The organism is Pseudomonas maioricensis (assembly GCF_022790535.1).
GTDB lineage: Bacteria > Pseudomonadota > Gammaproteobacteria > Pseudomonadales > Pseudomonadaceae > Aquipseudomonas > Aquipseudomonas maioricensis.
Window position 1 is genome coordinate 24,767 of sequence record NZ_LOHG01000033.1, and the last position, 13,887, is coordinate 38,653.

Annotated in this window: 12 protein-coding genes; 8 read left to right on the forward strand and 4 right to left on the reverse strand. The window is 57.9% G+C overall.

Annotated features, from left to right (window positions below):
* Nucleotides 1-234: 234 nt before the first annotated feature.
* From AUC61_RS26015 to AUC61_RS26030, 4 genes are read right to left on the reverse strand one after another with little or no spacing between them, the layout of a single operon-like run.
* Nucleotides 235-786, reverse strand: coding sequence for a GNAT family N-acetyltransferase (locus AUC61_RS26015; protein ID WP_243249126.1), 552 nt, complete (start codon nt 784-786; stop codon nt 235-237).
* A 40-nt stretch (nt 787-826) separates the two neighbouring features.
* On the reverse strand, nt 827-1,585 hold the full coding sequence (gene dnaQ, locus AUC61_RS26020; protein ID WP_243249127.1) for a DNA polymerase III subunit epsilon: 759 nt from the start codon (nt 1,583-1,585) through the stop codon (nt 827-829).
* Nucleotides 1,578-2,030: a ribonuclease HI gene (gene rnhA / locus AUC61_RS26025; RefSeq protein WP_122663826.1), complete on the reverse strand. Its 453-nt coding sequence runs from the start codon at nt 2,028-2,030 to the stop codon at nt 1,578-1,580. Before rnhA ends, dnaQ begins: the two co-directional genes overlap by 8 nt.
* 30 nt (nt 2,031-2,060) lie before the next feature.
* Entirely contained in the window at nt 2,061-2,822 is a 762-nt protein-coding gene (locus AUC61_RS26030; RefSeq protein WP_243249128.1) for a class I SAM-dependent methyltransferase, read from the reverse strand.
* A gap of 70 nt (nt 2,823-2,892) precedes the next feature.
* On the opposite strand from AUC61_RS26030, the gene gloB reads away from it, so the two are divergent.
* The 8 genes from gloB to fabI all read left to right on the forward strand — a co-directional run bounded on the left by gloB (nt 2,893) and on the right by fabI (nt 13,696).
* The gene (gene gloB / locus AUC61_RS26035) at nt 2,893-3,672 is read left to right on the forward strand and encodes a hydroxyacylglutathione hydrolase (protein ID WP_243249129.1); all 780 of its coding nucleotides are present in this window, start codon (nt 2,893-2,895) and stop codon (nt 3,670-3,672) included.
* Between the two features lie 99 nt (nt 3,673-3,771).
* The gene (locus AUC61_RS26040; protein WP_243249130.1) at nt 3,772-5,358 is read left to right on the forward strand and encodes a lytic transglycosylase domain-containing protein; all 1,587 of its coding nucleotides are present in this window, start codon (nt 3,772-3,774) and stop codon (nt 5,356-5,358) included.
* A gap of 137 nt (nt 5,359-5,495) precedes the next feature.
* Complete coding sequence (locus tag AUC61_RS26045) at nt 5,496-7,325, forward strand: extracellular solute-binding protein (protein WP_243249131.1); 1,830 nt, start codon at nt 5,496-5,498, stop codon at nt 7,323-7,325.
* Nucleotides 7,322-9,175 carry an extracellular solute-binding protein gene (locus tag AUC61_RS26050; RefSeq protein WP_243249132.1) on the forward strand — a complete coding sequence of 618 codons (1,854 nt, stop codon included), beginning with the start codon at nt 7,322-7,324 and terminating at the stop codon, nt 9,173-9,175. The genes AUC61_RS26045 and AUC61_RS26050 overlap by 4 nt, the downstream gene beginning before the upstream one ends.
* Nucleotide 9,176: 1 nt before the next feature.
* Nucleotides 9,177-10,250 (forward strand): microcin C ABC transporter permease YejB, encoded by a 1,074-nt coding sequence (locus AUC61_RS26055; protein WP_243249133.1) that lies wholly within the window; start codon nt 9,177-9,179, stop codon nt 10,248-10,250.
* A gap of 1 nt (nt 10,251) precedes the next feature.
* On the forward strand, nt 10,252-11,271 hold the full coding sequence (locus AUC61_RS26060) for an ABC transporter permease (RefSeq protein WP_243249134.1): 1,020 nt from the start codon (nt 10,252-10,254) through the stop codon (nt 11,269-11,271).
* 1 nt (nt 11,272) lies between these two features.
* Nucleotides 11,273-12,883 carry an ABC transporter ATP-binding protein gene (locus AUC61_RS26065; protein ID WP_087274481.1) on the forward strand — a complete coding sequence of 537 codons (1,611 nt, stop codon included), beginning with the start codon at nt 11,273-11,275 and terminating at the stop codon, nt 12,881-12,883.
* Nucleotides 12,884-12,901: 18 nt separating this feature from the next.
* Nucleotides 12,902-13,696 (forward strand): enoyl-ACP reductase FabI, encoded by a 795-nt coding sequence (gene fabI, locus AUC61_RS26070; protein ID WP_099267271.1) that lies wholly within the window; start codon nt 12,902-12,904, stop codon nt 13,694-13,696.
* The last annotated feature ends 191 nt before the right edge of the window (nt 13,697-13,887 follow it).

The following is a 13,887-nucleotide window of genomic DNA, read 5'->3' on the forward strand; positions in this document are numbered from 1 at the left end:
AGAAAATGCATTTCAATCCAGTAGATTGCATTTTGTTTGATAAGAGCTCCCCCGTCGTTCAGACGCCGCGCTGTCGCGCACCAAACACGGGCACTGTAGGAGTGAGCTTGCTCGCGATTCGATTTCATGGTTGACGAATTTATCGCATGAACTTACGCCATCGCGAGCAAGCCAGTGCACTCATAACATGTGCGCAATCAGCCCTCCCGGCTAAGGCCAGTCCTGCTGGGTTGGTCAGCTAAACATCAGATACCAGAAAATCGCAGACTCGCGCGTTTGAGGGTCGATGGCGCGATAGCGCAGATGATCGACCCCTCCCATCACGAAACCATAGCTTTCATACAACCGGCAGGCAGCCAGATTATTGTTCTGGGTTTCGAGCATTATCCCCGGCAGGTTCTGTTTGCGCGTCCAGAACTGCGCGACATCCAGTAGGGAGCGCGCGACACCGTTGCGGCGCGCAGAAACGTCAACAGCCAACTCATCGACATGCGCGAAACCATTCCAGTGTCGGCTGAGGACCACGTGCCCGACAGCCCGCTCGCCCAGCCAGGCGACCATTACCGTACTGTCAGCGGCATCCCGGTAGTCGCAAAACTCCTGGGAATCGATACCGTAGTTTTTACTGTAAGGCTCCACAGCCTCGACCTGCCACTGCTCAACGCTCTGCCCAACCTGTGCGACCGCATAGCCGCTAACGGTGAAGGTGAATTCGCTGTTGAGGATGTAATCCTCGAAGCATTCGTCTGCAACGCGAATGCTCAGTGCCGGATTAGCCAAGCTCATGACCTCGTTAAGCAGCCAATGAATCGGTCGAGCCGGTGGCTTACGCCTGTTGGGCAGCCGCCGCTTCCTGCAACTGTACCCACAGCGCCGGAGCACCCGCAGACTTGGCGATGGCAGCCATGCGCACGTCGTGCTCGGCCAGCTCACCTTCGCTGGCGCGAATTACCCGGCACTTCTGCCGATCGGCGGGCAGACGGCGAATTTCGGTCGCGGTATTACCCGAGCCTTCACCGGAGCCATTGCCATCACTGGCGTTACCCGCCAGGGACAAGCTGGTCTGGCCGCCGGTCATGGTCAGATAAACGTCAGCAAGAATCTCGGAGTCGAGCAAGGCGCCGTGCAATTCACGGCCGGAGTTGTCGACGCCATAACGTTTGCACAACGCATCAAGGCTGTTGCGCTGACCCGGGTGACGCTCACGAGCCATCATCAGGGTGTCGAGCACGGTGCAGTGCTGGGTGATGTCAGCCCTGTCCTGCTGGCCGATCAGCGCGAATTCGTTGTTGATAAAACCAACGTCGAACGCCGCGTTATGAATGATCAGTTGCGCGCCTTTGATGAATTCGAAGAACTCATCGGCGACTTCAGCAAAACGCGGCTTGCCCACCAGGAATTCGTTGGTGATGCCGTGGACGCCAATCGCGCCCTCGTCACTTTCCCGGTCAGGTTGCAGGTAAACATGGAAATGCCGCCCTGTAAGGCGACGGCCCATCAGTTCGACACAACCGATCTCGATGACACGGTGGCCATCGGTGACCGGCATACCGGTCGTTTCGGTATCGAGTACAACGCTACGCATGTTTGATGCCTCTTACTTCGTCAACACCGCGGTTAGCCAACTGGTCGGCCCGCTCGTTGCCGGGGTGACCAATGTGGCCACGCACCCATTTCCAGGTCACGGTGTGGCGATTGACTTGTTCATCCAGCAATTTCCAGAGGTCGGCATTCTTCACCGGCTCCTTGGCTGCGGTCTTCCAGCCACGCTTCTTCCAGTTGACCATCCACTCGGTGATGCCTTTCATCACGTATTGGGAGTCGGTCACCAGCAGCACTTCACAGGAGCGCTTGAGTTCTTCCAGGCCACGAATGGCGCCCATCAACTCCATGCGGTTGTTGGTGGTATTGGCTTCGCCGCCCCACAGTTCCTTTTCAACGCCCTTGCAGACCAGCAAGGCGCCCCAGCCGCCAGGCCCAGGGTTGCCCTTGCAGGCGCCATCAGTGAACAGCTCAACGGTATCGCTCATTAATACATCCAGAATTGGTGGGCTTCAGCGCTACTCAGGCTCGCAGGTATCGCGATTGACCTTGGCCATCGGCAGCGGGATCAGCTTGCCCATTGGCTCGCGACGTAACTCGCGCAATGGCCGCAATCCTACCACCAGCTTGCGCGCGACTAATAAATAGAAGCCACCGCCCGGGCTTTGCCAGCCATCGCCGAGCCGTTCGAGACCTGCCAGACGGGCTTGCCAGCTCGCTGAAGCAAGCGGCGGACGATAGCACCCGAAGCGACGCTTCTCCAGTGCAAAGCCCAGCAAATTAAGCCAGTCGGCGACCCGCGAAGGGGAAATGCAGCGCGCCTTGTGCAGCGCGTCCTTGGCAAAAACATGCCGCAACCCCCATGTACTCCAGGGGTTAATACCCACGATCAACAAATGTCCGCCCGGCCGTACGCTGCTGGCCGCCTCACGCAACAACCCATGGGGAGACAGGCAAAAATCCAGGCCATGCTGCATGACGACGACGTCGGCGGCGTGCTCACTGAGCGGCCAGGCCTGCTCCTCACAGACAATTTCCACACCCGGCAACGGCGCTCCCAGGCGCACATTACGTTGAACCTGCTGCGCCGCGGGCGGCGTTTCGGCTGAAGGCCCGTAGTGGACCAGATAGCCGCCGAAAAAACGCCCGAGCTCTTCTTCCAGAATCCGCCGTTCTTCCTGCAGTAAAAGCTGGCCCAGCGGGCCTGACAGCCAGTCACGCGCTGAACTGATCAGCGCGAGCCACTCAGGATCAGCTTGTGCGAATGCTTCATCGGTCATGTGTGATCCTCGCATCAAGCGTCATCAGACTCTAAGATGCCTTATTGTTTCCCGCCAAGCGAACTGCGCCATGATACAGATCGATGCCCTGCCGGCTTTTACTGACAATTACATCTGGTTGTTACAGGATCCTGCAAATAAACGCTGCGCCGTGGTTGATCCTGGAGATGCTGCGCCTGTCATCAATTGGCTGGAGCAACATCCTGACTGGACGCTGAGCGACATTCTGATTACCCACCATCACCACGATCATGTGGGTGGGGTCGAGCAACTTAAACAGTACACCCAGGCCCGCGTACTCGGTCCCGCCGACGAAAACATTCCCGCCCGGGACGTGCCGCTCGTCGATAACGACCGCATCAATGTGCTGGGTCTGGATTTCGACGTCTTCGCTGTGCCCGGTCATACCCTTGGCCATCTCGCTTTTTATCATGCAGCATCCGAAACCCCGCTGTTGTTCTGCGGCGATACGCTCTTCGCGGCAGGATGCGGGCGGCTGTTCGAAGGTACGCCAGTGCAAATGCACCAGTCGCTAAGCCGGCTGGCCGAGCTGCCAGATGCGACACTGGTGTACTGCACTCACGAATACACCCTCAGTAATCTGCGCTTCGCCCAGGCCGTGGAACCTGACAACACCGACATCGCGCAACGTTTGGCACAAGTCACCCGGTGGCGCAGTGAAAACCGCATCAGTTTACCCTCTAATCTCGCGCTGGAACGTCTCACGAACCCATTCATTCGCACCAATGAAACATCTGTTAAAGAAAAAGCAGACGAACGGAGCGGCACCCGTAATCAGTCGCCAAGCGAGATTTTTGCTGCCTTGAGGGCTTGGAAAGATACGTTCTAAAAAGCGCATTCCTGAGCACAAAATCGTTGAAAGGTTGACCATTGGCAGGGGTGTTCCTAGAATCGCCCGACATTTTCGCCTGGAACTATCTCCCAGCCAATGTCGTCATCTATACGCAGAACCATTAATCCAGACGCATTGACTCGGTTAGCTCAGGCTATTGCTGTAGCCGTTAGCGCCACGCTTGCCGGCTGCCAGACCACCAGCCACGTCGAACCCAGCAGTAGCCACCGCACGCCTAATCTGGCAGCGGGAATCAAGCAGAAACCGATCTTTCTCACTCATAAACCTGCCCCGCTTGCGCCACCGCAAGATGTCTGGGAGCGGATGCGTCAGGGCTTTCAGTTGCAGCAAGGCAACGACCTGAACCCGCGCATTGATCAACAACGACTCTGGTTTGCCAACAACCCTTCGTTCCTGGAGAACGCAGGCGAGCGCGGCAGCCTTTATATGCATTACATCGTCGAGCGTCTTGAAGAGCGCAATATGCCGCTGGAACTGGCGCTGCTGCCAGTCATCGAGAGCGCCTATAACCCGATGGCGGTATCGCGCAGTAAAGCCGTCGGCCTGTGGCAGTTCATTCCGTCAACCGGCCGCTACTTCAATCTGCGCCAGACCAACTTCTACGACGGGCGTCGTGATATTCAGGCGTCCACCGTGGCGGCCATGGATTACCTGACACGCCTGCACGACATGTTCAACGGTGACTGGCTGTTGGCGCTGGCAGCGTATAACGCTGGCGAGGGTACGGTCAGCCGGGCAATCGAGCGCAACGAAAAGCTCGGTCTGCCAACTGACTACTGGAACCTGCCCCTGCCGCAGGAAACCAAGGACTACGTGCCCAAGCTGCTGGCCTTGTCCCAGGTGGTATTGGCGCCCGAAGCTTACGGCGTGAACCTCAATCCGATTGCCAACGAACCGTATTTTGAGGTCGTCGAGCTGAACCAGCGCATGGACCTGTCCAAGGTTGCTGCGATGGGCAACATCGACGAAGACGAGCTGATCCAGCTCAATCCCGCGTTCAAGAAGCACATGACGATCGACGGTCCCAAGCATTTATTGGTGCCTACGGCCAAGAAGCAATTGCTGACGGCCAGCCTGTCGAACATGAAGCCTCAGGAACTGGTGGACTGGCAGCAATACCGGGTTCGCAAGGGCGACACTCTCGCCAGTCTCGCCAGCCGTTATCAGGTTTCGGTCAGCTCGCTGAAGAGCTCCAACAAGCTTTCTGGCAACAATTTGCGAGTGGGTCAGTCCCTGAGTATCCCGACGCAGCCGGGTATGACGCCTTCGCAACCGGTATTCGAAACACTGGCAAGCACCGAAAAACCGGCCAGGAGCAGGAATTACACCGTCAAAAGCGGTGATAACCTGTCGCTCATTGCCAAGGCCAACAAGGTCGACGTCAAAGAGCTGCAACGCTGGAACAAGTTGTCAGGGCAGAATCTCAAGGTTGGCCAGACGCTAGTGATGGAAGACAACACTGCCAAAGCCAAAAGCACGGCGACGGCCAGCGCCAAACCGGCTGACAAGAAGTCAATGCAGTACAAGATCCAGAAAGGCGACTCGATGTACCTGGTTGCCAAGCGTTTCAACGTAGAGATGCAACATCTCAAACGCTGGAACCCGCGCAGCGGATCGGCGCTCAAGCCGGGCCAGACCTTGACGGTTTATTTGCCGCATTGATGCATCCCCTCACCTGCCTCGGACCACCCTCCGGGCGGGTGAGAAACGCTGCATTAAGCCTCACTCAGCGGCAACCCTTTTTCCTGTCGATACAAGCTGTTACTGTTGACGACCCAAAAGCCCAAGCCGTCTGGATCGTGATACGTCCCTTCCTGCTCATCATCAGCCTGGCCTTGAGCTTTCCCGTCTACGCGGCCATCAGCGAGAGCCATGGCTACGCGCAGTTTGGTGTTCTCAAGTATCCGGCCAGTTTTACGCATTTCGACTGGGTTAACCCCGAGGCGCCGAAAGGTGGCACCTTGCGAATGATGGCTTTTGGCTCCTTCGATACACTGAACCCCTATACGTTCAAGGGCAGCAGCCCGATTTCCACGGCCAATTTCCTGCAGTACGGCGTCAATGAGCTAAACGAGCCATTGATGGTTGGCACGGGTCAATACGACCCGTCTGGCGATGAACCCACATCGAGCTATGGCCTGATCGTGCAGAGCGTCGAGTACAGCGAAGATCGCAGCTGGGTGGTCTTCAATTTGCGTCCGCAGGCTCGCTTTCATGATGGCAAGCCAATCACGGCTTACGATGTTGCGTTCTCCTATCGCACCCTGCTCAAAGATGGCCATCCGCAGTACCGCACGGCCCTGCAGGAAGTGCAGCGGGTCGATATCCTCAATCGCCACCGAATTCGCTTCGTGTTCAAACGCACGGGCAACCCCCTGTTGATCCTGCGTTTGGGCGAATTACCGGTGCTGCCTCAACACTATTGGAAAGACCGTGACTTCAAAGCCACGACATTCGAGCCGCCACTGGGCAGCGGGCCTTATCGGATTACCAAGGTGCAACCCGGTCGCCAACTGGTCTTCGAGCGGGTCAAGGATTACTGGGGCAAGGATCTGGCAGTCAATCGCGGCAAGTACAACTTTGACCGGGTTGAAGTGGAGTTCTATCGCGACAACGACGTAGCCTTCGAAGCGTTCAAGGCAGGCGAGTTCGACATCTACATCGAACATCAGGCCAAAAACTGGTCCACGGGTTACAACTTCCCGGCGATTGCCAATGGTCAGGTGATCAAGGCTCAGATAGAGCACAAGATTCCGACCCAGACCCAAGGTCTGTTCATGAACACCCGGCGCAGCATGTTCGCCGATGCCAGAGTGCGCGAAGCGCTAGGGCTGATGTTCAATTTCGAATGGACCAACCGTACCCTGTTCAGCGATGCCTATTCGCGCACGACGAGTTACTACCCCAACAGCGAATTCTCCGCGACCGGCCTGCCTACCGGTGCCGAATGGCTGATGCTGTCGGCTTATCGAGAGCAACTGCCTGCGAGCCTGTTCACCCAACCGTTCAGCGTGTCGAAAACCGATGGTGGGGGCATCCCGCGTGAAACCCTGCGCAAAGCCTTGAAGCTGTTTGGCGAAGCGGGCTGGAAGCTGTCAGACCACGGTCTGGTGAATGCCAAGGACCAGCAACTGCGCTTTGAGATCCTGCTGGTAAACCCGAGCCTGGAACGCATTCAACAGCCCTTTATCGAGGACCTGCGCCGCATCGGTATCGACGCTCGCTTGCGCACCGTCGACCGTGCCCAATACAAGCAGCGGCTGGATCAGTTCGATTTCGACATGATCAGCATGACCATGGCGCAGACCCTCAGCCCCGGCCTGGAACAGTGGCAGTACTTCCACTCCAGTCAGGCCGCGATCAAGGGCAGCAAGAATTACGCAGGTGTGGCCAATCCGGTAGTCGACGGCCTGCTCAATCAACTGCTCGCCGCGCAGACACGGGACACGCAAGTGGCCGCCGCGCGCGCACTGGATCGCGTGCTGCTGTCACAGCACTACATGATCCCCAACTGGTATCTGAACAATCATCGCCTGGCGTACCGCAACCGGTTCGCCATGGTCACCACCCCGCCCTACACCCTGGGTTTGCGTGCGTGGTGGATAAAGCCTCTGGAGAAGACCCAATGAACCCGTTGCGTTCCCTGCTCAAGCAGGCTGGCGGCCTGTTGCTGGTCGGCATTGCCTGTACCGCCCAGGCTGCGCCCCAGCATGCCCTGACGCTGTATGACGAAGCACCGAAGTACCCCGCCAGCTTCAAGCATTTCGACTATGTGAACCCGGATGCGCCCAAGGGCGGCACTCTGCGTCAGGCGGGCTTCGGCGGCTTCGACAGCCTCAATCCGTTCATCAACAAGGGCACGCCTGCTGAAGACATCAGCCTGATCTACGACACGCTGGCCCGCTCCAGCCTGGATGAGCCGCTGACCGAATACGGGCTGGTGGCCGGGAAGATCGAGAAAGCACCGGACAACACCTGGGTGCGTTTCTATCTGCGTCCCGAGGCGCGCTTCCATGACGGTCACCCCATCCGTGCCGAAGACGTGGAGTTCACGTTCAACACCCTGATCAAAGACGGTGCGCCGATGTACCGGGCTTACTACGCTGGCGTCGACAAGGTAGTCGTCGAAGATCCGCTGCGGGTGCTGTTCAAGTTCAAAGACAGCCACAGTCGCGAGTTGCCTTTGATCCTTGGCCAACTGCCGGTATTACCCAAGCACTTCTGGGCCACTCGCGAGTTCAACAAAGGCAACCTTGAGTTCCCGTTGGGCAGCGGCCCTTACAAAGTCGCCGAAGTAAAAGCCGGACGCTCGGTGCGCTACGAACGGGTCAAGGACTATTGGGCCAAGGACCTGCCGGTCAACCGCGGCCAGTACAACTTTGACGTGATGAACTACGACTACTATCGCGACAGCGATGTGGCGCTGCAGGCATTGAAAGCCGGGCAATACGACTACCGACTGGAAAATACCGCGAAGAACTGGTCCGCAGCCTACGACATCCCTGCGGTGCGCGAAGGGCGGTTGATCAAGGAAGAGCTGCCCAACGGCAATCCACAAGGTATGCAAGGTTTTGTCCTGAACTTACGCCGCCCGGTGTTTCAGGACCCGAAAGTGCGTGAGGCGCTGACCCTGCTGTTCGATTTCGAATGGACCAACAAGCAGTTGTTCAACGGTTCCTATACGCGCACCAAAAGCTACTTCGACAATTCGGAAATGGCCTCCAGCGGCCTGCCTTCTGCGGCGGAACTGAAGCTTCTCGAACCGTTGCGCGGCAAGATTCCTGATCGGGTGTTCACGGATGAATTCGTACTGCCAACCACCGACGGCAGCGGCATGATTCGTCCCCAGATGCGCCGTGCTTATCAGCTGCTGCAAGAAGCTGGCTGGCGAATCAAAGATGACCAAATGACCGATGCGCAAGGCAACCCGGTCAAACTGGAGTTTCTGATGGCGCAGACTGCCTTCGAGCGGGTCATGCTGCCTTACAAGCGCAACCTCAAAGACCTGGGCATCGAGCTGACCATCCGCCGCGTGGACGTGGCCGAGTACATGAACCGCCTGCGTTCACGGGACTTCGACATGATCGTCAGCAGCTTCCCGCAATCGTCGTCGCCCGGTAACGAGCAACGTGAGTTCTTTCATTCAGTGAGCGCCGACCGTACCGGCAGCCGCAACTTCATGGGCCTCAAAGACCCGGCAGTCGATGCGCTGGTGGATGGCCTGATCAACGCAGATTCGCGGGAAAGTCTGGTCACCCATACCAAGGCGCTGGACCGTGTGCTGCTATGGGGTTTCTACATGGTGCCTAACTGGCATATCAAGAGCTGGCGGGTGGTCTACTGGAATCATCTGGCGCACCCGCAGGCCAAGGCGTTGTCGGATATTGGCCTGGACACCTGGTGGGCAAAGCCGGATGTACAGCCTGCTCCGCCGCAGCAACCTGTACCCGATGTAGACGCCGAGCAGGGGGAGCGCTGACATGCTGGCCTATATTCTGCGGCGTCTGCTGCTCATCATCCCGACCCTGTTCGGCATCCTGTTGATCAACTTTGTGATTATTCAGGCCGCGCCCGGCGGGCCGGTTGAACAGATGATCGCCAAGCTCGAAGGCTTTGAGGGCGCCACCAGCCGAATCGCTGGCGGCGGCTCCGAAGTCTCGGTGGCCGGTTCCAACTATCGCGGCGCCCAGGGTCTGGATCCGGCCCTGGTGAAAGAAATCGAGAAGATGTACGGCTTCGACAAGTCAGCGCCGGAACGCCTGTGGATCATGATCAAGAACTACGCCCACCTGGACTTCGGCGACAGTTTCTTCCGTGATGCCAAGGTGGTCGACCTGATCATCGAAAAAATGCCTGTCTCTATTTCCCTCGGGTTATGGAGCACGCTGATCATGTACCTGGTGTCGATCCCGCTGGGGATCGCCAAAGCCACCCGACATGGCAGCCACTTCGACGTCTGGACCAGCTCGGCAATCATCGTCGGGTACGCAATCCCGGCCTTTCTGTTCGCCATCCTGCTGATCGTGGTGTTTGCCGGTGGCAGCTATTTCGACTGGTTCCCGTTACGCGGCCTGACCTCGAATAACTTCGAAGAACTCAGCGCGGGCGGCAAGATTCTCGACTACTTCTGGCATTTGGTGCTGCCAGTTACCGCGCTGGTGATCGGCAACTTCGCGACCATGACCCTACTGACCAAAAACAGCTTCCTCGACGAAATCGGCAAGCAGTACGTGACCACGGCCAAGGCCAAGGGCCTGAGCAACAATCGCGTGCTCTACGGCCATGTGTTTCGTAACGCGATGCTGCTGGTGATTGCCGGTTTCCCGTCGGCGTTCATCGGCATCTTCTTTACCGGCTCATTGCTGGTCGAAGTGATTTTCTCCCTCGATGGCCTGGGCCTGATGAGTTTCGAAGCCGCCATCAACCGCGACTATCCCGTGGTGTTTGGCACGCTGTTTATCTTCACCCTGCTAGGGCTGGTGGTGAAACTGATCGGTGACATCACCTACACACTGGTGGACCCGCGCATCGACTTCGAAAGCAGGAAACATTGATATGAAGTTGTCTCCTCTGAATCGTCGACGCTTCGAGCGTTTCAAAGCCAACAAGCGCGGCTGGTGGTCGCTGTGGCTGTTCCTGATCCTCTTCGTCCTGAGCCTGGGCGCGGAACTGATCGCCAACGACAAACCGCTGGCAATACGTTATGACGGCAGTTGGTACTTCCCGGTGCTGGAGCGTTATCCAGAAACCACCTTTGGCGGCGAATTCCCGCTGGAAGCCAACTACAAGAGCCCCTACATCAAGGAATTGCTTGAAGCCAAAGGCGGCTGGACGTTGTGGGCACCGATCCCGTTCAGCTACCAGAGCATCAACTATGACCTGAAAGTCCCGGCCCCTGCCCCACCCTCCGCGGAAAACCTGCTTGGTACGGATGATCAGGGTCGAGACGTATTGGCCCGGGTGATCTACGGTTTCCGGATTTCGGTACTCTTCGCCCTGACCCTGACGATACTCAGCTCGATCATCGGCGTCATCGCCGGTGCGTTGCAGGGGTTTTACGGCGGCTGGGTGGATCTGGTGGGGCAACGCTTTCTGGAAGTCTGGTCCGGGTTACCGGTGCTGTATCTGCTGATCATCCTCGCCAGCTTCGTTCAGCCCAACTTCTGGTGGCTGCTGGGCATCATGCTGCTGTTTTCCTGGATGAGCCTGGTGGATGTCGTAAGGGCCGAATTCCTGCGTGGGCGCAATCTGGAATACGTGCGCGCCGCACGGGCACTGGGCATGGAAAACGGTGCGATCATGTTCCGCCATATCCTGCCCAACGCCATGGTTTCGACCATGACCTTCATGCCGTTTATCCTCACCGGCGCCATCGGCACCCTGACCGCGTTGGACTTCCTGGGCTTTGGCTTGCCCGCCGGGTCGCCGTCACTGGGCGAGCTGGTTGCCCAGGGTAAATCCAATCTCCAGGCTCCATGGCTGGGCATCAGCGCGTTCGCGGTGCTGGCCCTGATGTTGAGCCTGCTGGTGTTCATCGGCGAATCCGCCCGCGATGCTTTCGACCCAAGGAAATGAAATGAACAATGACAATCTGATCGAGATCCGCGATCTGGCCGTCGAGTTCGTGTCCGGCGAAGGCTGTCAGCGCGTGGTCGAAGGCATCAATTTTGACATTCGCCGAGGCGAAACCCTCGCGCTGGTGGGTGAAAGCGGCTCGGGCAAATCGGTCACCGCACACTCGATTCTGCGCCTGCTGCCCTACCCCTTGGCTCGTCATCCGAGCGGCAGCATTCGCTATGCCGGTCAGGACCTGTTGACTCTGGACGAGAAAAAACTGCGCAAGATTCGCGGCAATCGCATCGCGATGATCTTCCAGGAACCGATGACTTCGCTTAATCCACTGCAGTCGATCGAGAAGCAGATCAACGAAGTCCTCGGTCTGCACAAAGGCCTGACCGGTAAGGACGCCACCCGCCGTACCCTGGAGTTGCTGGAACTGGTGGGCATCCCGGAACCGGTGAAACGCCTGAAAGCCCTGCCCCATGAATTATCGGGCGGCCAACGGCAACGGGTGATGATCGCCATGGCCCTGGCCAACGAGCCGGAGTTGCTGATTGCCGACGAGCCCACCACTGCGCTGGACGTGACGGTACAGCTGAAAATCCTCGAATTACTCAAGGAACTGCAGGCACGTCTGGGCATGGCTTTGCTGCTGATCAGCCATGATTTGAACGTTGTGAAGCAAATAGCCAACCGCGTATGTGTCATGCAGCGCGGTTGCATCGTCGAACAAGCGTCCTGTGACGAATTGTTTCGTTCGCCCCAGCATCCGTACACCAAAATTCTGCTCAGCGCAGAGCCCAGCGGCGGCCCAGCGGCCAACCCGGCTGGTGCACCGTTGCTGGAAGTCGAGGATTTGCGGGTCTGGTTTCCGATCAAGAAGGGCCTGTTCAAACGGACCGTCGATCACGTCAAGGCTGTGGACGGCATCCACTTCAGTTTGCCCAAAGGGCAAACGCTGGGGATTGTCGGCGAAAGCGGCTCGGGCAAATCGACGTTAGGCCTGGCGATACTTCGTCTGATCGGTAGCCAGGGTGTCATCCGTTTTCAGGGCGAGACGCTAGACTGCCTGTCGCAGCAGCAGATTCGTCCGTTGCGTCGACAGATGCAGGTGGTTTTTCAGGACCCGTTTGGCAGCCTGAGCCCGCGAATGTCAGTCGGTGAAATCGTCGGCGAAGGCCTGCGAATTCACCGCATGGGCACGGCGGCCGAGCAGGAAACGGCGATTATCGAAGCGCTTAGAGAGGTAGGACTGGATCCGGAAACCCGGCACCGCTACCCTCACGAGTTCTCCGGTGGGCAACGGCAGCGGATCGCCATTGCCCGGGCACTGGTTTTGAAACCGGCGCTGATTCTGCTGGACGAGCCCACTTCGGCGCTCGACCGGACAGTTCAGCGTCAGGTAGTCGAGCTACTGCGCTCACTGCAAACCAAGTACAACCTGACGTATTTGTTTATCAGCCATGACCTGGCTGTCGTCAAAGCCCTCAGTCACCAGTTGATGGTGGTCAAGCAGGGCCAAGTGGTCGAACAGGGTGATGCGCAAGAAATCTTTGCCGCACCGCAACATTCTTATACACAGCAGTTGCTGGAAGCCGCCTTTTTGGCACCAGTAGCTGTCGATTAACCTGAAGAGGAACAACACATGGGTTTTCTCGCCGGTAAGCGCGTCCTGATCGTCGGTGTCGCTAGCAAACTGTCCATCGCATCCGGTATTGCTGCCGCCATGCATCGCGAGGGTGCAGAGCTTGCCTTCACCTACCAGAACGACAAACTCAAAGGTCGCGTCGAAGAATTCGCCGCTGGCTGGGGTTCGGGCCCTGAGCTGTGCTTCCCTTGTGACGTCGCCAGCGATGAAGAAATCGCCAAGGTCTTCGAAGACCTGAGCAAGAAGTGGGACGGCCTGGACGTGATCGTTCACTCCGTCGGCTTCGCTCCAGGCGACCAGCTGGATGGCGACTTCACTGAAGCCACTACCCGCGACGGTTTCCGTATCGCTCACGACATCAGCGCCTACAGCTTCGTGGCACTGGCCAAAGCCGGTCGCGAGATGATGAAAGGCCGCAATGGCAGCCTGCTGACTCTGTCGTACCTAGGCGCCGAGCGCACCATGCCGAACTACAACGTGATGGGCATGGCCAAGGCCAGTCTGGAAGCCGGTGTACGTTATCTGGCAGGCAGCCTGGGCCCTGAAGGCACTCGCGTTAACGCGGTATCGGCTGGTCCGATCCGTACGCTGGCGGCTTCGGGCATCAAGAACTTCCGTAAGATGCTGGCCGCGAACGAAGCGCAAACTCCGCTGCGTCGTAACGTGACCATTGATGAAGTCGGCAACGCTGGCGCGTTCCTGTGTTCGGACCTGGCGTCCGGCATCAGCGGCGAAATCATGTATGTGGACGGTGGTTTCAACACTACCGCCATGGGCAATATCGAAGAGTAATCTTCGAGTACGCCTGTGAAAAAGCCCGCAGCTTGTGAGAGTTGCGGGCTTTTTTTGTGGGCGTTTGGTTGCTCATGTGTACATATCCGTTATTGCGGTTAATGCATCTATTGGTTGCGCCCTTACGGCGCGTCACTTTTGGTTCCGGAAGCCGGCCCAGCCAAAAGTAACCAAAAGGCTCTTGCCCCACC

Excerpts from the sequence above, each read along its gene's own strand:
- AUC61_RS26060 (WP_243249134.1), top strand. The coding sequence starts at position 10,252 with ATGAAGTTGTCTCCTCTGAATCGTCGACGCTTCGAGCGTTTCAAAGCC.
- AUC61_RS26015 (WP_243249126.1), bottom strand. The coding sequence starts at position 786 with ATGAGCTTGGCTAATCCGGCACTGAGCATTCGCGTTGCAGACGAATGC.
- gloB (WP_243249129.1), top strand. The coding sequence starts at position 2,893 with ATGATACAGATCGATGCCCTGCCGGCTTTTACTGACAATTACATCTGG.
- fabI (WP_099267271.1), top strand. The coding sequence starts at position 12,902 with ATGGGTTTTCTCGCCGGTAAGCGCGTCCTGATCGTCGGTGTCGCTAGC.
- AUC61_RS26055 (WP_243249133.1), top strand. The coding sequence starts at position 9,177 with ATGCTGGCCTATATTCTGCGGCGTCTGCTGCTCATCATCCCGACCCTG.
- AUC61_RS26065 (WP_087274481.1), top strand. The coding sequence starts at position 11,273 with ATGAACAATGACAATCTGATCGAGATCCGCGATCTGGCCGTCGAGTTC.
- dnaQ (WP_243249127.1), bottom strand. The coding sequence starts at position 1,585 with ATGCGTAGCGTTGTACTCGATACCGAAACGACCGGTATGCCGGTCACC.
- AUC61_RS26030 (WP_243249128.1), bottom strand. The coding sequence starts at position 2,822 with ATGACCGATGAAGCATTCGCACAAGCTGATCCTGAGTGGCTCGCGCTG.
- AUC61_RS26040 (WP_243249130.1), top strand. The coding sequence starts at position 3,772 with ATGTCGTCATCTATACGCAGAACCATTAATCCAGACGCATTGACTCGG.
- rnhA (WP_122663826.1), bottom strand. The coding sequence starts at position 2,030 with ATGAGCGATACCGTTGAGCTGTTCACTGATGGCGCCTGCAAGGGCAAC.
- AUC61_RS26050 (WP_243249132.1), top strand. The coding sequence starts at position 7,322 with ATGAACCCGTTGCGTTCCCTGCTCAAGCAGGCTGGCGGCCTGTTGCTG.